The following is a 20,243-nucleotide window of genomic DNA, read 5'->3' as shown; positions in this document are numbered from 1 at the left end:
CGTTGATGGCAAGGCCGTTCTATAACATCCCTGTTATCACGGCATTTGTGAATCCATTCACATCAGATGCTGTCGTCGAGCACAAGGACGTACTTGCAGCGAGCCACAGAAGTATCTGCACATACCCCGCTGGAAGCGATAAATAAAAGTGAAGGTATGATCTTAAAAAACCATCCAATACCCAATAAATCTACCCCAGAAGAGTAAAAATGAAATCAAGCTTCATTCGAAGGCTAACCAATTTAGCTATCTCAGGTGCACCTATTGCTCTTGCTTTATAATATGGCCAAGGGTTCAGTGATATCTAGCCATCAATAAGATCCAACTGGTAAACTGATACAAAAAAAATCGCTATCAAAAATAGAGACTTAGTGTTGTAATATGGCGAAGAGATAGGGATTTAAACCCTAGATGGGCGATAAACCTATGCCGGTTTTCAGATCTGGTGCATTTGACGACTTCGCTATCCTTGCGAGGGCAAAAAATACCCGCGCCAGTTTGATGATTTTTAATTCACCATAAATGGAGCTTTAATCAAGCTCACCTATTTTAAGGTCCCTAAATGACAAATTGAATATGGCCTCCAATCAAGCTGTGCTAATATCTGTATATTATCAATCAATTTATTATTAAGTAGCACTTGCTAATATGAATTCAAATGCCATTCCAGTTTCTGCATTGTCTCCACAACATAAGATCCCCACACTCGGCGAGCTTACGCATACAAATCAAAGCTTACTACTTGGACAGGAAAGAGTACTAAATGCATTCGAACTTCTGACTCATACTGCCAATCAACATATGTTTCTTGTCGATTTTGCTGGGATCGATAGAGCCGAATTCATCAAGAGCTTAATTTCTAGTCAAGACAATCAACCTGAGCAGGTTTTATGTAAAATCGCAGGACCCACTAATGAGTACATGCTTAGCTGGTCTACTGTGAATAACAACAATGAGAGATTTGCAGGTAAAGTTCAAGACTATCAATATCTTTGTGGTAACATTAAGCGTGCAGACCTTGTAGGTCAATTCATTAATAATACACAAGGCAGCTCATCACTTAATTACACTCCAGGCGCCTTAGTTAATTGTCATTATCTATTCATTTGTGCTGAGTCACTGTGGAAACGAGACGGTTTGTGGGAGCTCTTGTTTGATATATTGACGAAAAGAGAATTCAAGGTTCACTCGTCTCTTCCTGCGATACCGCTTAATTGCAAGGTGATCCTTATCGGATCTGGGCGTCAATATCAGGTTTGTTGGGGAGAGGAAACACGGTTTGGGCAACATTTTCCTATTTTAGGCGAGATGGTAAATGAACTGGATTTAGCCCACACACCTGAATCAGCCTATGCAACTTGGTTAATGGCCGTTGCTGCAAGCGTGAACGTGCAACTTGAACAATCAATATTGGCCCCCCTATTTCTTTATTGTGCTAGGCTTGCAGATCATCAACTCCGATTGTCTTTATTGTCAAACCACATAGGTCAACTCTTGGCTCAAGCCAATACCTACAGTACGTCAGAACGAGTATCAGCCACAAACTTTCAATATGCATTAACCCAATACCAGAAAAGACATAATGCATCTGAAATGTTTGCTGCACAAGATTTTGATGATAAATCCATTAGCCTACCAACCGAGGGATTGATGGTTGGCCAGATAAATGGTTTATCCGTCGTCAGTAGCGTCGATTATTGTTACGGTGAGCCGACAAGGATCACCGCATCGGTTCATTATGGTGATGGTGAAGTAACCGATATTGAACGTAAGTCTGAGTTGGCAGGTAATATTCATGCTAAAGGCATGATGATTTTGTCTTCTTGTCTGTATCGCATTTTTGGTAAAGATGCCCCACTTCACCTCAATGCCAATATCGTGTTTGAACAATCTTATCAAGAGACAGATGGAGACAGTGCCTCATTGGCTCAGTACTGCAGTTTAATGTCTGCCATCACTGAGAAACCCATCGACCAAGCTATTGCTGTTACTGGCGCATTAGACCAATTAGGCCATGTTCAAGCCATAGGTGGAGTCAATGAAAAAATTGAAGGCTTTTATCAACTCTGTGCCCGACGTGGTCTCACAGGAAAACAAGGGGTGATCATCCCCAAATCAAACATACAACAACTCAATTTAGACATCAATATTATCGACGCAGTGAATGCTGGACAATTTCACCTTTACGGCATTGAACATATTGATGAAGCTGTCGAACTTTTGATGCACTTGAAAGCTGGCGTACCTGATGAAAATAATGATTTCCCAGATGATTCTTTATACGGTCTAGTGCAAGATAGATTAGCGCGTTTAGCTGGCTATGAAGATGAAGAAAGGGGTTTTTTGGCTAAATTGTTTGAAAAAATGAAGTTTTATAGCTGATCGGAGTTGTTTAGCGTACACGTGTTCGCTAATCTTGATGTCTCAAATTGCTGAAGTGGTATAAATAATGAGTAAAGCAAATAATTTCAATAAAGAAGACCTTATCGCCTGTGGTAAAGGAGAGTTATTCAATAAAAACTCGCCACCACTTCCCCTAGATAACATGTTGATGATAGATCGTATTATTAATATCAACGCGGATGGCGGAGAGTTTGGTAAAGGTGAAATAGTTGCTGAGCTCGACATCAATCCCGAACTTTGGTTTTTTAAATGTCACTTTCAATCGGATCCCGTCATGCCAGGTTGTCTTGGCTTAGATGCACTATGGCAACTTGTCGGATTTTTCTTAGGTTGGGAAGGTGCGGAAGGTAAAGGACGTGCATTAGGCGTCGGTGAAGTTAAATTTACCGGTCAAGTATTACCTGACGCTAAGAAAGTAACTTACAAGCTCACGATTAAACGTAAAGTTTACCGAAAGTTAGTCATGGGTATTGCTGATGCCGTTATGGAAGTCGATGGCCGTGAGATATATAGCGCAAAAGATCTGAAAGTGGGAATATTCAAAGATACATCAACTTTCTAAGTTGGCATATTAAGGCATAAAAATGCCCTCATAATTCTACTCTATACAGTGAATGTGAGGGCAAAAATGACTCAATGTTATTTATTGAAAGCTCCACTCAGTCGACCGTCGACTCCCTCTCTCCAGCCTCCTAACCATTGTGACTTTGGCTCAAGTGTAGAATAAGGGCAGTTTTCCTTTGAGCGACCGCCAACCCCTGCTTGAAATCCATTTGAAAAAGCTCTATCTAAACGATCTCTTTTTTGTCTTTTCATGCAAAAATCCTCTGCTTTAAATACAAAGAAGCAATAGCTTCACATAATATAAATAGAACTTTTTCCAACGAAAATCAATCAAAATGAGGACGTTTTTAACGGTTATTTTTTAAGCTATTGAGTTTTGAATAAAAAAAATCGAGGCATTTCCCTCGATTTTTGTTTATCACATCATACTATTTAATGCGTCTACGCAGCCAAAGCAATGGTAAAGCGAACAACCAAGCAAAACTGGCCCCTCCTTGACGTTCATAATCTTCAGGTTCTTCGTTATCATCTATACAATTATTCGCTGTAAGCCAAGCGTCATCTACTGTCTCGGATCCAGATTCGAGCACTACCATGCGCGGAATATAAGACGTCAGTGGATCGCCATTACCATCCAGTGCGAATATTGGCAGCCCATTATCCCCAATCACTAAATCACCTTCGCTATCGTATTGGTATTCTGGTTTACGAACAAATGCTGTACCGACGATAAGCCCTTCTTCATTAATACTATTGGCTTCCACAACCTTAATGTCTCTATTATACGAAAGAGGCTTACCACTGCCATCTTCAATATCAACTTTTATCCGGGTCCAGACACCTTCTGAATTCTTAGTAAACCCTTTAGATTCACACGTCAGTAATGTATTTAAGTCATTAAACTCATTGGTGTTTTTATCGAACAAAAAGCCCCCTTTAGCTCTAGGGGTTTCTTTTTCAGTCGTGATCTCAATTGAACCAACAACTTGACCTTGGTTATTAATGTCTCTAGGCCAGCTACTGCGATCTGATATTGAATCATTAAAATCATTAGGCGTCACAATCTTTAAATCAGAGGTGGCAGTATCGACATAGAAAAATTTATATCGAAGGTAGCCATCCAAATAAAGCTGATAGCTCCCCACCATGATCCCATTATCATCAATATCATAGCCAATAGATTTATACCAATCATCGTTCATAGGGATGGCATGTGCTTGATAATCACCATTACTATCAAAATCCCAGAAAAATGCATCATTAGAAGTATAGTCTTTACCGGGTCGCTTGTGATCAGAACGCCCTGCCACCACTCCTGATGCATTAACACCTAAACCTTGCGCGACATATATCGTATTTGAATTGGCATCTAACTCATCCTCTATCGGTAATTTTTTCTCACTAATTACAGCGCCATTACCATCGAGCTGCCAAACATAAGGACGAACTTGGTATTTTATATAATTATTACCAAACTCATCATAGGGAAACTGCTGATTTTGAATACAAATATCAGTAGGCCAGTCGTCTCGATCACCATCAATACAGGAATTAATGCGATTTTGAGAATCTTGGGTTAACTCAGAGCCCACATAACCCACAACCAATCCCGTTGGGTTCACTTTTACAGCAACAGAATAACCACCGATATTCACAGCTTCTGTTGTGTCATCTTTCTTATAGCTTATGTATGGCGGGATCAGCGGCGTCTCTGTACCATCGATAGATTTTACAAAACCCCGTTCTTCAAATTCACGATAGTACCAAAATTCTTGATCTTCGGTGCTACCTGCATAAGGTACTGTTTGCTGCTCTGCTGTCATCGAGCCGACTTTGACACCCATATCATTGATATCGTAAAAATAGGCATCAACTGAATTTATCGTCTCGGGATTATCTGCAGAGCTTTCATCAGGCGGCGTTGTCCCATTGATGCTATCAAACACTGGCAGCCAAGGCTTAACAGCATCATTTACAATAGCAGTAAAGGTGAAATTATTGGCGATAATGGGATCATTAATTGAAAGCACAATTCTTTCTTCGGGTGCAATACCATCTTCAATATCAATAATACCATCATTATTATCGTCTTCAGAAACAGTCAGTTTCTTTTTACCTTTAGCCACAGCAACCGATTCACCATTGGTATTAACGGCCATGCCATAACCACTTCGAGTCTCTCTTAATGTACCAATGAGTTCAGCAGTTTCGTCCTGCGAATAAACTTCGTCTAGGTTTTTTATTTCATAAACCGACGCCGCTTGCACGCCCTGTAGTGCACTTATTACCCCTACGGCAACTAATGATAGGGCTTTATTCAATGTAAACTTCATTAACGCTAATCCCTTACTATTTCTAGTGATGTATTTTACTTAAGCGACTCAAGTTCTTCCCATCGCTCAAAGCTAATATCCAATTCTTGTTCTTTATTCGCGAGCTTTTCAAGCTGAAGATTAATTGTATTTTGATCTTGAGCATAAAAATCTGCCGTGTTTATCACAACTTGTAATGCTGCAACTTCATGCTCCAATTGTTCCATTTTTGCTGGTAGCAATTCAAGTTCACGTTGTAATTTATAGGAAAGCTTCTTTTCCGTTTTGGGTTTTAATGCTGGTTCAACCTCAATATTTTGCACCTTAGCAGGTTGGACAATGTTTACTGTCTGAGGTTCCTCAGAATAAAAACGTGCTCCTTGAGATACCGCATCTTGGTAACCACCTACATACTCGCTCCATCCCCCATTACCGGTAAACCACCAACTACTGGTCACGGTATTGTCGATAAATGCCCTATCGTGGCTAACAATCAATAAGGTACCGGGATAATCAGTTAATAGCGACTCTAATAATTCCAGTGTTTCGATGTCGAGATCGTTTGTGGGCTCATCGAGAATAATTAAGTTTGCCGGCCTTAACAAGAGGCGGGCCAATAACAATCTGTTTTTCTCCCCCCCTGACAAGGCTTTAACAGGGGTTCTCGCTCGCATTGGCGAAAAAAGAAAATCCTGTAAATAACTTAAAATATGTCTGTCTTGACCATTAATGGTGATGGTCTTTTTACCTTCACCGACATTTTCTTCCACTGTTTTTTCAGGATCTAAGGCTTCTCTGTATTGATCAAAATACGCAATTTCTAACTTAGTACCTACCTTCACACACCCTGACTGGGCTTCAAGTTGTCCAATTAATAATTTAACCAGTGTCGATTTACCACAGCCATTAGGACCAATAAGAGCAATTCTATCGCCACGCATAACAGCAGAAGTAAAATCTTTCACTAAATTTTTATCTGGTAAGTTGTAGTTAAGCGCTTCAATATCGAATACAAGTTTACCTGAGCGGTCAGTATCGGCCACCGCCATCTTGGCACCGCCTTGACGATTCAATCTAGCCATACGTTCAACTCTGAGTGCTTTTAATGCACGGACCCGCCCCTCATTTCGTGTTCGTCTGGCTTTGACACCTTGACGGATCCAGGTTTCTTCATCGGCTAACTTCTTATCGAACTGAGCATTTTGTTCGGCTTCAACCCTTAACCACTCGGCTTTACCGTCTAAATATGTTTGATAATTTCCAGGCCAAGAGGTAATAACACCACGATCAAGATCCACAATGCGGGTCGCCATCCTCGCAATAAAGCCCCTATCGTGGCTAACAAACACAATGGCGCCTTTATAACTCAGTAAAAATTGCTCAAGCCATTCGATAGTATCAATGTCGAGGTGGTTGGTCGGCTCATCAAGCAGTAAAAGATCCGGCTCACTGACTAGCGCTCTAGCTAAGGCGACTTTACGTTGCCATCCACCTGAGAGTTCTGCTAAAGCGCTATCAGGATCTAAGCCTAATAACTCACAGTTTTGATTAATGCGGCTATCAAGCTGCCAACCATTAAGGTGATCGATGTCTTCTTGCAGGCGCTCCATTTGCTTGAGCATACGATCCATTTGCACTGGATCTGCACTGCCGACATCATGGGCTAACTGATGATAGCGTTCCAATTTTTCTCCCACTTCTTGTAAACCGGCAGAAATATAAGAATAAACAGACCCGCCTTCAGCTTTAGGAGGATCTTGCTGCAAACGGCTGACTTTAACATCCGTTGCTATGTTAAATTCACCTTCATCGAGCAGTACATCACCACTCAATACTTTCATTAAGCTCGATTTTCCAGCACCATTGCGACCAACAATACAAACACGTTCACCCGCTTCAATGGTGAAATCCGCTTTTTGCAATAATGGTGTATAACCATACGCTAACGAACCATTATTAATACGAACTAAACTCAAGTTATACTCCTAAAAATTGCTTCAATGTATCAATATCAAAAGGCCAATTTAGCTCTTTATTGGTATTGATCTGTTTCAGTACTGGAATGCGCATACCGTATTGCTCAGCCAAACTTTCATCATCACAAATATCTTGGCTAATGAACAATACGCCAGTTTGGAGCAGTAAATCACTCGCAAGTTCACACAGATGACACACATCTGTGTGAAACAAAATATAGTTAATGGTCTTACTCGGCATGTGTGAGCAACCACGTGTTATGGATTTGTGGATTACGTTTAAAATCAAGCGGTAATGTTTGATCGTCTATGTTCATCACAGTAAAACCCAACGCTTCTAATGCGCCAATTTCCATGGTGAATTTTCGTTTGTTATTTGAAAAAATAATTTCACCATTGGGATTCAATAACGTAATTAAACTGGATAATAAAGCCACGTGATCGCGCAAAACATCAAAAGAATCTTCCATCCTTTTTGAGTTTGAAAATGTAGGAGGATCGATAAAAATCAAATCAAACGTATCGTGAGTGGTCTTAATCCACTGCATGCAATTTGCCTGAACGAACTGATACTTGTCATCATTTAACCCATTTAACGCAAAATTCTCTTTTGCCCAGTTGGTATAAGTATTTGACATATCAACCGTTTTAATCGATTTAGCGCCACCTAAAGCCGCATGCACAGAAGCGGTGCCAGTATAGGCAAATAAGTTTAATACGTCTTTGCCTTTAGATTTTACACCCACTAATTGACGAGTCAAACGATGGTCAAGAAAAAGTCCAGTGTCCAAATATTCTTTCAGGTTAAGCTTAAATTTAGCACCGTATTCGGTTGTGATAAGTTCAAGCTTATTGGTTTGAATTTTTTCGTACTGGTTGGTCCCTTTTTGTTTTTCACGGGTTTTTAAAATAATCTTGTCAGGATCAATACCAATAGCACTCGGAAGCGTGATTAATACATCCGTCAGGCGGCGCTTAGTCACGGACTCGGGAATATCCACTGGTGCGGTATATTCCTGGATAACCACATAATCAAGATATTTGTCGATAGCCACTTTATAATCAGGTAAATCAGCATCATAAATACGGTAGCTATCAATCCCTTCTTTTTTAGCCCATTTTTGCAGCTGCTTAAGATTCTTTTTGACCCGGTTGACAAAAGGCACCGCAATGTCACTGACATCCCCATCGCGATTAATATTGGTTGGATCAACGCGGCGCGTATTGGTTGCATGAACAGTATAAAGATTAAATGCACATTCTAATGCACCGTTATTCATCTTCATTTGTTTATCAGCCTTTAACTTTAAGGCTGATAAAAGCTCTACATCGCTATTAAGTACGGCAAGGTTCCAGCCTCCAAATTCAGCTTTAAATTTATCGCCTAATTGATAGTACAGCTGCAACAGTGCTGTTACTGTCCCTAATCGCTCTCCATAAGGTGGATTAGTGATTAAGTACCCAGTTTGTTCCGGTACTTTGACATCTAACGCATCAGTCACACTGAAATTAATTAAGTTTAGTACGCCTGCATTTTCAGCGTTCTTTTTGGCAAGAGACACGATTCGCGGATCGATATCAGAGCCATAAAATTGAGTTTTGCAACGCGTCACGCCTATCGATGCTCTCGCCCTTGCCTCATCAAGCAACTCTTGCCAATATTTACCTTTATGCCTTAGCCAGTGCTCAAAACCAAAACGCTTGCGATGCAGACCAGGAGCGATATCACATGCCATCATGGCAGCTTCAATCAACACAGTCCCGCTACCACAAAAAGGATCCAATAAAGACACTGGATTTTTTTGCCAGCCACTGCGCATTAACATATTTGCTGCTAAATTTTCTTTTAGTGGGGCTTCGCCCGTCGTTTCCCGATAACCACGCTTATGCAAAGCTGGACCGGAAAAGTTCAAACCAATCGTGATTTGTCCGCGGCGGTAGTGTGCGTCAATTCTAAAGTCTGCATCGACGCGATCGACATCAGGTCTCGGGCAATCATCATCACGAAAACGATCGACAATGGCATCTTTCACCTTAAGCGCGCCAAACATGGTGTTGTTAATGAACCCACCCATGCCATGGAAATCGATGCTAAATGTGCTGCGATGTGAAAACTCCATCTGCCAATCAATACCATAAGCAGCATTATAAAGCTGCTCAGGAGATTCACACGGACCTTTATGGATAACGAAAATAATCCGACTCGCAATGCGAGACCAAAGTGTGATCCGATAGCCCAATTCAAGCTCAGCTGAAAAGTAAACGCCGGCAACACTCTCTTTTATGTCAGAGGCACCGAGTTCTGCTAACTCAAGTGATAACGCATATTCATAGCCCCTAGGAGCTGCAGCAAAAAAATTTAACATCAATAGATAGGTACGCTGTAAAAATTAATAACACATTATACCTTGTACTAAACATAAATGATAAAAAGTTATTCGTTTAGAGTGTGATTAATCCATCTCAATTAGGGGAACCTTTGTTCACGTTGAGCACGCGGTTGTTAAGTCAATACTGACAAAGCGCTCATCAATCAGGCTAACTGTCTATTTTGTTACGATTTAAGAGGGGTTATATTGTATTTTGTTGCAAGTACATGTTCTGTATTGCACTATGCATTTTTCCAGATAACGATTAGGATCTATAGCATGCTAAAAAGCATCATCTTTGTGTTAGGACTTTTACCCACTATGCTATTCGCTGGGCAACAACAATCTATTAATCGCATCATTACCTTTGGCGATAGTCTGTCTGATGCAGGCAACAAACATTTAATCAGCTTATATATGCACCAAGCAACGAAAGGGATCATCGGGATCAGAGCCATGCCACCGAATGTCAGCGCTCGTTATAGTAATGGATTTACCTGGGTCGACCAGTTAAATATCAGCCTTTGGCGTCAACCCTCAACACCCGCCTTAAATAAAATAGTCACTCCATTAATAATCGATATTGATGATCAAGCAATCATGTACCCTCTCTCTATTCGTGCGCTCAAAGGAACAAATTGGGCCATAGGCGGTGCAATGGCAGGAGAAGGTTATTTTGTTGATCTTGATCTAAGCAAGGGGGCAGAATTAACCCAAGGTGGTCGTATCATGCCAAACATAGGTCAGCAAATTAAGGATTTTGAGCAGTCGCAAACACATTTTCAACCATCTGATTTAATTATTTTACAGGGTGGAACCAACAATCTATGGTTTACTTTATTTGGTGATGTAGCTGAGACAGGATCTCAAACAGCATTGAAATTAATACGCCATATTAAGCAATTACGCGCCCTAGGGGCTCAGCATATCTTACTGATGAATTTACCTCCTTTTCAGCATGGTGCCACATTACATCCATATGCAGATGAGACACAAAGATTTGTTGATGAATTTAATCAAACACTGAACGATCAATTACCCCAATTTACACCACAACAAAATCGACCAAGCAATGTATATTTACTTGATGTTCATCGTATTTTTACAGATATGATTCATTCTATACAAACAAAAGGTTCATTTACTCATGCTCCAACACAAGTTGAAATTAACTATATTTTAAAACCAGCATGGGATTGGGTAAATAACAAGGTTGCAGATAAAGCGAATGAACATGCCTTTTGGGATGGCCTGCATCCATCAGCGTCACTGCATCGATTGTTTGCATATGAAGCAGAACAACTTTTAAGCGAAAATGACATACATTTTGCGACTAAACATGCAAAATAAACAGATAAGCAAAGATGAATGAAACAAGAATAAAGGTAAAGCAACATAACATATTATGCTGCTTTAATGGCTCTAGTTTGGTTTAATGGGTGCAGCCTATCGTGCATCACTTTAATGCATTCAAATCGCATCAATGATTTAGCGCCATTAAGTGGTAACTCTTTGGACAGCAGCATCACCAAAGATGCTTGAATACTGTTCTCAACCACCATCACTTCAGCATGTACACCTTGGCATTTAAGTTGAAAAACTTTACCTAAATCACTATAAACACACATACTGCTGGTGTCAAAAAACCATGATTTAGGCATTTGTGGCTTTAATAAAAAATGAGCCGCTGTCGCGTTCAGCGCGAGTTGTACTTTTGCAGCATCAGAAACGTGTAGATATCCGGTAAGAAGCTCCACAAAATCGATATAAAACTTTGCGTGTTCAACACTAAAATCTAATACCGATAAGGCATCAGGAATTAAACATTTCGATTTATAAGGAGTGAGAAATTCCATTTCAGTCCCTAATGAAATGCTTAAAGCACCATACGTATCATGATATCTCCACTGCCAGTCCCTTTTTGGCATTAATAGCATATCGACTACCATATATTGAATATAATGTAATATGATAGTCGATATTTCATTCAATATCCAAACTATTTTTTAAATTTAGATTTATATTACAAGGTTTTATGTGCTTATCGTATGGTGTAAAATAATCATGCGTTCAAAAAACGAGCTGAATGTTGATAGATTTATTGACGTATTCTACACGCATCCACAATTGTTTTGATTAATTTGGGTCCTTGATAAATAAAGCCTGAATAAATTTGTACCATAGACGCGCCAGCATCAAGTTTATCCATCGCATCAGCAGCAGAGCTCACCCCGCCGACACCGATAATAGGAAGCTGACCATTCAAGTACCTTGATAATTTTTTGATCACTGATGTGGATAAAGAATTCAAAGGTTTACCACTTAGCCCACCGGTTTCATTACCATGAGTTAATCCGCTGACCCCCTCTCGACTCAATGTCGTATTGGTCGCAATTGCACCATCGAAATTATTTTTGACAAGCGAGTTTGCAATGTTAACTATTTCGTCATCAGATAAATCTGGGGCAATTTTAAGCGCGATAGGCACATATTTACCGTGTTTCTGCGCCAGCTCTTTTTGCTTTTCTTTTAGCGATCCTAATAGATCATCTAATAGATCACCGTACTGTAAGCTACGTAAACCCGGTGTATTCGGGGATGAAATATTCACGGCAATATAAGCGGCATATTGATAGACTTTATCCATACAAATTAGGTAATCCTCTTTACCTTGATCTACTGGTGTGTCTTTATTTTTGCCAATATTGACCCCAACTAAGGCTCCTGACTTAGCGGCTTTTAAATTAGCAACTAGGTTATCAACCCCTTTATTGTTAAAGCCCATTCGATTAATAATACCTTCTGCAGGCATTAATCGAAATAAACGGGGTAGATCATTACCAGCTTGTGGTCTTGGCGTCACAGTACCAACCTCAATATAACCAAACCCCATGGCATGGAAACCATCAATGCACTCTCCATCTTTATCCATGCCTGCAGCCAAACCCACTGGATTTGGGAATGTCACGCCCATGCAAACAACAGGGGGTGATTCGACTTTTTGAGCATAAAAACAATTTAATGGCGTATTAGCTGTTCTCTTCAAGCTACTCAATGCGAAATCATGCGCTTTTTCAGCATCCATCTGAAACATGACTTTCTGAGCGAGTGTATAAAACATGTTTTCTCCTAGACCGAAAAAAGCCCCAGCAATGGCCAGGGCTTGTCTTTTATGATAACAATTTACTTTTGACCTTCGCAATTAAGGATCATCAAATTAAGTTCACGTAATGCAACCGAGAACTTTGCAAACTCATGACTTTTTGATATTTTAAAGTCTGCCAACATTTGGAACCATCGCCCTAACAGGCCTTCGTTAGTCTCTATCCACTGAGCAATAATACTATCTGCATCACACATTTCTGTGCATGTTCGAAGCACAACTGAACTCAGTGAACGCTGCTGCCAATCCAACTCTTCTCTAAACGCCGCTCTTGCCAATGCTTGCCAATGGTTGGCAACTGGCTGTGCGGTGATCTGATCTAAGAACCAGTGTAAATCGACTTTTGCGCCTAACTTAAAATAGGTTTGAGCGACAAGTGCCACAGGCTTAGTTTCAATCTCGGCTATTTGTGCAATGTCTAATGCTGAAAATAAGGTACTCATATCCACAACATTAATGGCAATGTCTTCTGTCACCCCTTCCTTAACTAACGCAGCAATTTCAAGATGAATCGCATCAACTTCTTCTTTAACCATGTAGCTGTGTACATTGGCTTTAAGATCGACAAATACCGGTGTAAAAAACTCAACCGTTTGTAGGATACTTTGACCACGGTTTCTGTGGCGTAAGAACCAACGACATGCACGGCGCATATTCCGGCGAATTTGATGTAACATTTCACCTTTTACAACCGCAGGAATAATGCCATTAAGAGAGGTGATCTGTTTCGTTAAATCTGTTAAACCAAACACTTCTCGGGCCATGGTGTAACAAATAGCAGCTTCAGCAACTGACGCCCCCGTTTCTTCTTTCATACGTTGGACAAAATTAAGCCCTAAATCATTAACCAGTTGATTTGCAAGTGAAGTGGCAATGATCTCAGCTCTAAGAGGGTGAGCAACCATACGATCACTGTATTTCTCTTGTAATTGTTTGGGGAAATAATTAACCAACAATTGACTTAAAAATGGATCATCTGTGATTTCAGGGGTTAATAACTGTTCCTTTAACACCATTTTTGCATATGCTACTAATACTGATAATTCAGGTCGAGTGAGTGGTTTACCATTGGCCAAACGCTCAGTAAGCTCATCTTCTGTCGGTAAGAACTCAAGAGCACGATCAAGATTGCCTTCTTTCTCAAGATAGTGAATAAAGCGGATCTGCTCTTTTAACTGCTCTGCACCACGAACCTGAGTCACTGAAATTGTGCGGGTTTGATCTTTACAATCTTGAATCACGATACGACCCACTTCATCAGTCATATCAACAAGCAAGCGATTACGTTGTTTTAACGTCATCTCACCATCTGCTACCAATGCATTCAGTAAAATTTTGATGTTAACTTCATTATCAGAACAATCCACGCCACCGACATTATCAACAAAATCGGTATTCATTCGACCGCCATTAGCCGCATATTCAATGCGTCCAAGTTGAGTACAACCTAAATTGCCACCTTCGCCGATAACCCTAGCTTGAACCTCATGACCATTGACACGAAGGGTATCATTGGCACGATCTCCGACTTCAGCATGCGTTTCGCTGCTCGCTTTAATATACGTACCAATTCCACCATTCCAAATCAGATCGACCTGCATTTTGAGAAGCTCTTTGAGCAGCTCTGTCGGTGTCATCGATGCTTTTTTAGTATTGAGCATCTTCTTAATTTCAGGTGTCAAAGTGATCGACTTAGCCGATCGCATAAAGACACCACCACCTTTAGAGATCAAACTTTTGTCGTAATCTTCCCAACTAGAACGAGGTAGCTCAAACAAACGAGCACGCTCTTTATAGCTTGCTGCAACATCAGGGGTAGGGTCGATAAAAATATGCATGTGATTAAATGCTGTTACCAGTCGAGTATGTTCCGACAACAACATGCCATTACCAAATACATCACCGGCCATATCGCCAATGGCTAAACAGGTAAAATCCGTTTTTTGACAATCAATTCCCATCTCACGGAAATGGCGTTTAACGGATTCCCAAGCTCCGCGAGCAGTAATGCCCATTTTCTTGTGATCATAGCCATTACTGCCACCGGATGCGAATGCATCACCCAGCCAGAAGTTATATTCTTCAGAGATAGCATTCGCAATATCTGAAAAAGTTGCCGTGCCTTTATCTGCAGCAACAACTAAATAAGGATCATCTTCATCATGGCGAACAACATTACATGGTGGAACAACTTCACCATTAATAATATTGTCAGAGATATCTAACAACGCACGAATAAAAATACGATAACACTCCTTGCCTTCGGTAAAGAATGCTTCACGATCGCCATCTGTGGGCAGCTGCTTACAAACAAAACCACCTTTAGCCCCAACAGGCACAATCACCGTATTTTTAACTTGTTGCGCTTTTACTAATCCTAGCACTTCAGTACGGAAATCCTCACGACGGTCTGACCAACGTAAACCGCCTCGAGCCACTTTGCCGCCCCGTAAATGGACGCCCTCAACCCTTGGTGAATACACAAAAATTTCAAACTTAGGTAAGGGACGTGGCATCTCAGGAATTTTTTCAGGTGAGAATTTAAAAGAAATGTACTCTTTCTCACTCCCGTCTTCGGCAAGCTGGTAAAAATTCGTTCTTAATGTGGCATTAATAAGATCTAAATAACGGCGAATAATCCGGTCATCATCCAAACTGGATACATCTTCTAAACACAGATCAATTTGTTCTACAAACTTGGTTAAGGTTCGGGTTTTAAGCTTAGGGTTAAATTTACGAATAAACATTTTAACCAGCAGCTCAGCAATTTGCGGATAGGAAGTAAACGTCTCTTCAATATAGGCTTGGCTAAAGGTGGCATCTATCTGACGCATGTATTTAGCGTAAGCACGTAATATTGATAATTCACGCCCACCCAAACTTGTTGCTAGTACTAAACGGTTAAAACCATCATCTTCGAGTTTTTTATCCCAAACATTGGCTAATGCCGTCTGAAAGCGAACCTGACTGTCAGCAATGTTTTCTGTCAATGTTCCTTGAATTGTCATCAAGAAATCTAAAATCCAGTAGGTGTTATTGCCTAGCGTTTCTAATTCATAAGGCCTTTCATTGATGACCCGTAGCCCAAAGTTTTCCAGCATAGGCAGTACATCTGAAAGATGAATAGGCTCATCTTTATGAAAGAGTTTTAAGCGTACTTTACTGTTATTCTGTGCCGTTTCTTGAGGTTGATAAAACAACATCCCCAATTTATGACTGTCATCCAAAGCTTCAAGATGCTGAATATCTACTACGGCAGAACTCGGTAATACATCTTCTTTATAACTACGTGGAAAAGCATCAATATAGCGTTTCGATAAACTGGTGCCAGACTCTTCGCCCTGTGTAATGTTTAAGGCATCGTTTAGTTTATCATCCCACGAGCGTGCAGCTTCGGCTAAATTGTTTTCAATGGCGGCCACATCTACCTCCATATTATTATTATCGACTTTAACGATATAATGCGTACGCGCCAATGTCGATTCAGAGAAATAAGTTGTAAATTCAACATCAGTATCCGTCTTAAAATGCTGAGCTAAAATACGTTGAGTATCTTCACGTAGCTTAGTGTTATATCTATCTTTCGCCACGTAAACAAGGCAAGAAAGGAATCGACCGAAACCATCTTTACGCACAAATAATTTTAATTTATCGCGGTCTTGCATTTCAAGCACGCCATGTGCGACGCTGGCTAGTTGCTCTACATTCCCTTGAATAAGCTCATCACGTGGTAGGGTTTCTAGAATGTGCATTAAGGCTTTATAATCATGGGAGCGGGGGATGAGGTTTGAGCGATCTAATACACGTTGCACTTTCTCGGATAACAACGGAATTTCACGTGGGCTTCGATTATATAAGTTAGAAGCATACAGACCTAAAAACCTATCTTCTCCAATAACATTACCTTGCTTATCAAAGCGCTTAACACCGACATAATCAACATACGCTGGGCGATGAATTCGGCTTTTTTCACTACTTTTGGTCAATACTAATAGGCTAGCATCGAGTGCTTCTCTACGGGCGCTATCAGAAAAGTTAGACAGTAACAGTCCTGTTTCAAGTTGTGATTTACCTGCTATATTCATCAAACCTAAGCTGCTTGATGTATCAGGGACAAGCTCTAAGTCACCCGACACCTTGCGTAAGTCATAACGACGGTAACCCAATAAAGTGAAATGGTGATCACTCAAATAATTAAGGAAATTTGTCGCTTCTGCTAATTCTTGTTTCTCGCCTGGATATGGACGAGTAGCGAGTTCACTAATGGTTGAACTCAACTTGTCTGACATCGCCCCCCAATCACTGACAGAGGCTGAAACATCACCTAATACTGATTCAATTTCTTTAGCGAGTTCTTTGATATCTTTATTTGAACTTTGCCTGTCTATCTCAATCAGAAAAACAGCGACAGTTTCTAATTTATCACCGGTATTATCAGCATAACGAACCTGACTAATTCCCTCTTTAGATCGCTTTATTGCGAGAGGGGTATGCAAGATCATGTGTGCTGTGATCCCCAACCGATTTAATGCCATGCTTATTGAATCAACTAAAAAAGGCATATCAGGTTGGATAACTTCAATAATTGAATGCGTCGATTGCCAACCATGCTTCGATTGACTGGGGTTAAAAACCCGAATATGTGATCCATCTTTCGGTGTAAGATTTGCCGCATTCCACAAGCTTAATACTGCCCCATAAAGATCACTGTCATTACGGGATTTAAGATCATCTTTAGACATGTGAGCATAGAGACAATTGGCAAATTGCTCTACCTGCTTTGCTTGTGCGTTAGGAACTTTAGAGTGAATAAGGTTAACTACATTTTCTAGTAGTACCGAAGGCATTGCATCTTTCAAGGCCATGTTGCTGTTTCCTTAGGGTCTGGCAGTGCTTTATATTTTTTGGGATGCTGCTTTTACAAATGACCGGTTCGAATAATGTGACCTAGGCCATGGGCGAAGTCTATTACTAAATCTGTCACTTTTCGAGTGTTATTTTAGTGGTAGATCCTCAACAAAACCAGTAATAGCAATCTTTTAGCCATTTAGATGAACAAACAATCGACATTTAAGCGTAACTATTCAAAGGTTATAAAGCAAAAAAGGAGCTTAAAGCCCCTGTTTATGCGGCCCTAACGACCTTTTCTCCAAAAAAATGCTGCTATTGCAGGTAAAATAATTATCGCACCCAACATATTCACTAAAAACATAAATGTGAGTAAAATCCCCATGTCCATTTGAAATTTTAATGCAGAGAAAAACCAGGTACTCACACCAATGGCCAGTGTAAGGCCAGTAAATATGACCGCACTACCTCGCTCAACCAACGCCTCATAATACGCATCTTGTATGTGCATTCCCTCTCTTAATTTGACCGCCATTGTCGACAAAATATAGATACCGTAATCCACGCCAATACCAACCCCTAATGCAATCACAGGCAATGTACTCACCGCCAAACCAATATCAAGCTGAGTCATCAAGGCTTGCGCTAAGGTTGATACAACATAAAGAGGTAAAATAACCGCAATCGTCGCTCTTAATGATCTAAAGCTTATCAGACAGAGTACAAAAACCGCACCATAAACATAAAGCATCATTGGCAATTGAGCTTCCGCTACGGCCTCATTTGTTGCCGCCATAACTCCAGCAGGGCCTGACGCTAGTTTGAACTGGATTTTATCATTATCCATTTCAGCTGACAGCGCCTTAACCTTACCAATCACCATCTCTATGGTTTCTGCTTTATGATCGTTTAAAAAAAGATAAACAGGCATCACTGAGCAATTACCATTCAGCAAACCTGAAGTTGTAGGCACACGGCCTACGGCTTGAACCAAACTCGCCGTTGTTCTAGGGAGCATTTGCCATTTAGGATTTCCCTCATTAAAACCGGCATTAATCCTTTTTGCCACCGAAGCCAGACTCGCAGTGGCTTTCACTCCAGAAGTATTCCCCATCATCCACTCGAACTGATCTATCTGATTAAGAACAGAATGATATGTGCAGGCTTCAGGAAATGCTTCGACAATGACTGTCATGACATCGGTAGTAATCGAAAACTTCTCTGTGATATAAAAGGTATCTTGGTTATACCTTGAATCAAGGTGTAGCGCTGGTGCACCGCCTTGAAGATCGCCAACTTTCATCAAACTCGCTTGCTGCATCCCTAAACCATAAAGCACCGTGGTGATCATCAGTACCCATATCGCATACTTGGGGGTAGCAAAAAGTGACAGCTTTCTCCATAACTTATTCACCTGGCTGTTTGATGAACCATACCCAGTATTGGATACCGACACATGTGTAAATGAAATCAGTAAAGGTAATAAAATCAAGTTAGTCAAAATGATCACCCCCACACCTAAAGAAGCTGAAATGGCTAACTCACGAATAATACCGATATCTATGGTCAGTAATGTCAAAAAGCCTACTGTATCGGATAATAAAGCAATACCACCGGGAATAATTAAACTGCGAAAAGCTGATGCTGCTGCAGATTTTGTCGACTCCCCTGCCGTCACTTTGCGACTGACAGTATTGATCATTTGTACGCTATGGCTCACCCCAATCGCAAACACCAAAAATGGGATCAAAATAGACATTGGGTCCAGTCCAAAACCAACGACCGTCAACAGACCAAGCTGCCACAAAACCGCAATCAAACTGCACAGTAAAGGCAAAAAGGTCAGTATCAATGATTGTGAAAAGAGGTAAACCATAACAGCAGTGATCACAATCGCGATCAGGAAAAAGAGCATGACACCTTTAGCGCCTTCGGCCACATCACCCGCCATTTTAGCGAAGCCTATGATGTGGATCTTGATATTCTCATTTTCAAACTGTGTCCGTAACTCTTGCTCTAACTGCTCAGCAAACGCCAGAGTATCAAGTGGCTCACCAGTTTGAGGGTCAAAATCCATCAGTTGCGCTGACACCATGGCAGCAGAATAATCTTCAGCAATTAAACGCCCTACAATGCCCGCTTTTTCTATATTGCCTCGAACAACAGATAATCCCGTGGGTGTCGTTGAAAAATCAGCGGGAATAACCGGCCCGCCAGCAAAGCCATCTTCGACGACTTCGGTAAAACGAGTAGAAGGAGAAAACAGAGACTTAACTTGCGCTCTGTCGACACCAGGAATAAAGAACAATTGATCATGGACATTTTTCAATGCCTCAAAAAAGGTGTCGTTAAAAATATCTCCGCTGGTATCTTCTACCGCGACCATAATACTATTTGCCCCCCCAAACTGCTTTTGATGCTTTAAGTAAGTCTGCATATAACTATGATTTAGCGGAATGTTTTTAATAAATGCCGCGTCCATCTTTAAATGACTTGCTTGAAAACCTAAGCACACAGTTCCCAGCATAAACAAGAAGATGACAAAAACCCTGTGCCGAAATAAGTAAGATTCGAAGCCATTAACCATTTTACCTAACATCTTAACGAT

Annotated in this window: 12 protein-coding genes; 3 read left to right on the top strand and 9 right to left on the bottom strand. The window is 40.7% G+C overall.

Features of this window, described 5'->3' with window-relative positions; all coding sequences use genetic code 11:
- The first annotated feature begins 648 nt into the window (after positions 1–648).
- Together HQQ94_RS12515 and fabA are read left to right on the top strand one after the other, a co-directional pair.
- Positions 649–2,382 carry a S16 family serine protease gene (locus HQQ94_RS12515; RefSeq protein ID WP_173294738.1) on the top strand — a complete coding sequence of 578 codons (1,734 nt, stop codon included), beginning with the start codon at positions 649–651 and terminating at the stop codon, positions 2,380–2,382.
- 67 nt (positions 2,383–2,449) lie between these two features.
- Positions 2,450–2,965: a bifunctional 3-hydroxydecanoyl-ACP dehydratase/trans-2-decenoyl-ACP isomerase gene (gene fabA / locus HQQ94_RS12510; RefSeq protein ID WP_173294737.1), complete on the top strand. Its 516-nt coding sequence runs from the start codon at positions 2,450–2,452 to the stop codon at positions 2,963–2,965.
- Positions 2,966–3,042: 77 nt separating this feature from the next.
- Here the strand turns inward: fabA and rmf are convergent, their stop codons facing one another.
- From rmf to rlmKL, 5 genes are all read right to left on the bottom strand, one after another.
- Entirely contained in the window at positions 3,043–3,219 is a 177-nt protein-coding gene (rmf, locus tag HQQ94_RS12505; RefSeq protein WP_173294736.1) for a ribosome modulation factor, read from the bottom strand.
- 176 nt (positions 3,220–3,395) lie between these two features.
- Positions 3,396–5,300, bottom strand: a complete 1,905-nt coding sequence (locus tag HQQ94_RS12500; protein WP_173294735.1) for a DUF3466 family protein — start codon at positions 5,298–5,300, stop codon at positions 3,396–3,398.
- Positions 5,301–5,335: 35 nt separating this feature from the next.
- Positions 5,336–7,255, bottom strand: coding sequence for an ABC transporter ATP-binding protein (locus tag HQQ94_RS12495; protein ID WP_173294734.1), 1,920 nt, complete (start codon positions 7,253–7,255; stop codon positions 5,336–5,338).
- Position 7,256: 1 nt separating this feature from the next.
- Complete coding sequence (locus tag HQQ94_RS12490; protein ID WP_173294733.1) at positions 7,257–7,496, bottom strand: glutaredoxin family protein; 240 nt, start codon at positions 7,494–7,496, stop codon at positions 7,257–7,259.
- Positions 7,486–9,621, bottom strand: coding sequence for a bifunctional 23S rRNA (guanine(2069)-N(7))-methyltransferase RlmK/23S rRNA (guanine(2445)-N(2))-methyltransferase RlmL (gene rlmKL, locus HQQ94_RS12485; protein ID WP_173294732.1), 2,136 nt, complete (start codon positions 9,619–9,621; stop codon positions 7,486–7,488). The genes HQQ94_RS12490 and rlmKL overlap by 11 nt, the downstream gene beginning before the upstream one ends.
- 282 nt (positions 9,622–9,903) lie before the next feature.
- Between rlmKL and HQQ94_RS12480 the strand changes: the two genes are divergently transcribed.
- The gene (locus HQQ94_RS12480; RefSeq protein ID WP_173294731.1) at positions 9,904–10,974 is read left to right on the top strand and encodes an SGNH/GDSL hydrolase family protein; all 1,071 of its coding nucleotides are present in this window, start codon (positions 9,904–9,906) and stop codon (positions 10,972–10,974) included.
- A gap of 53 nt (positions 10,975–11,027) precedes the next feature.
- On the opposite strand, the gene HQQ94_RS12475 is transcribed toward HQQ94_RS12480, so the two are convergent.
- From HQQ94_RS12475 to HQQ94_RS12460, 4 genes are all read right to left on the bottom strand, one after another.
- Positions 11,028–11,561, bottom strand: a complete 534-nt coding sequence (locus HQQ94_RS12475) for a cell division protein ZapC (RefSeq protein ID WP_173294730.1) — start codon at positions 11,559–11,561, stop codon at positions 11,028–11,030.
- A gap of 161 nt (positions 11,562–11,722) precedes the next feature.
- Positions 11,723–12,745 (bottom strand): quinone-dependent dihydroorotate dehydrogenase, encoded by a 1,023-nt coding sequence (pyrD, locus tag HQQ94_RS12470; protein WP_173294729.1) that lies wholly within the window; start codon positions 12,743–12,745, stop codon positions 11,723–11,725.
- A 62-nt stretch (positions 12,746–12,807) separates the two neighbouring features.
- Positions 12,808–17,652, bottom strand: coding sequence for an NAD-glutamate dehydrogenase (locus tag HQQ94_RS12465; protein WP_173294728.1), 4,845 nt, complete (start codon positions 17,650–17,652; stop codon positions 12,808–12,810).
- A gap of 269 nt (positions 17,653–17,921) precedes the next feature.
- Positions 17,922–20,234, bottom strand: a complete 2,313-nt coding sequence (locus HQQ94_RS12460) for an RND family transporter (protein WP_173294727.1) — start codon at positions 20,232–20,234, stop codon at positions 17,922–17,924.
- Positions 20,235–20,243: the final 9 nt, after the last annotated feature.

Origin of the sequence: Shewanella sp. VB17, from assembly GCF_013248905.1 — a bacterium.
Lineage (GTDB): Bacteria > Pseudomonadota > Gammaproteobacteria > Enterobacterales > Shewanellaceae > Shewanella.
This window is presented reverse-complemented; position numbering and strand designations above follow the sequence as displayed.

Coding starts and splice junctions, on each gene's coding strand:
- HQQ94_RS12500 (WP_173294735.1), bottom strand. CDS start 5,300: ATGAAGTTTACATTGAATAAAGCCCTATCATTAGTTGCCGTAGGGGTA.
- HQQ94_RS12465 (WP_173294728.1), bottom strand. CDS start 17,652: ATGGCCTTGAAAGATGCAATGCCTTCGGTACTACTAGAAAATGTAGTT.
- HQQ94_RS12480 (WP_173294731.1), top strand. CDS start 9,904: ATGCTAAAAAGCATCATCTTTGTGTTAGGACTTTTACCCACTATGCTA.
- HQQ94_RS12475 (WP_173294730.1), bottom strand. CDS start 11,561: ATGCTATTAATGCCAAAAAGGGACTGGCAGTGGAGATATCATGATACG.
- HQQ94_RS12490 (WP_173294733.1), bottom strand. CDS start 7,496: ATGCCGAGTAAGACCATTAACTATATTTTGTTTCACACAGATGTGTGT.
- HQQ94_RS12515 (WP_173294738.1), top strand. CDS start 649: ATGAATTCAAATGCCATTCCAGTTTCTGCATTGTCTCCACAACATAAG.
- HQQ94_RS12460 (WP_173294727.1), bottom strand. CDS start 20,234: ATGTTAGGTAAAATGGTTAATGGCTTCGAATCTTACTTATTTCGGCAC.
- fabA (WP_173294737.1), top strand. CDS start 2,450: ATGAGTAAAGCAAATAATTTCAATAAAGAAGACCTTATCGCCTGTGGT.
- pyrD (WP_173294729.1), bottom strand. CDS start 12,745: ATGTTTTATACACTCGCTCAGAAAGTCATGTTTCAGATGGATGCTGAA.
- rmf (WP_173294736.1), bottom strand. CDS start 3,219: ATGAAAAGACAAAAAAGAGATCGTTTAGATAGAGCTTTTTCAAATGGA.
- rlmKL (WP_173294732.1), bottom strand. CDS start 9,621: ATGTTAAATTTTTTTGCTGCAGCTCCTAGGGGCTATGAATATGCGTTA.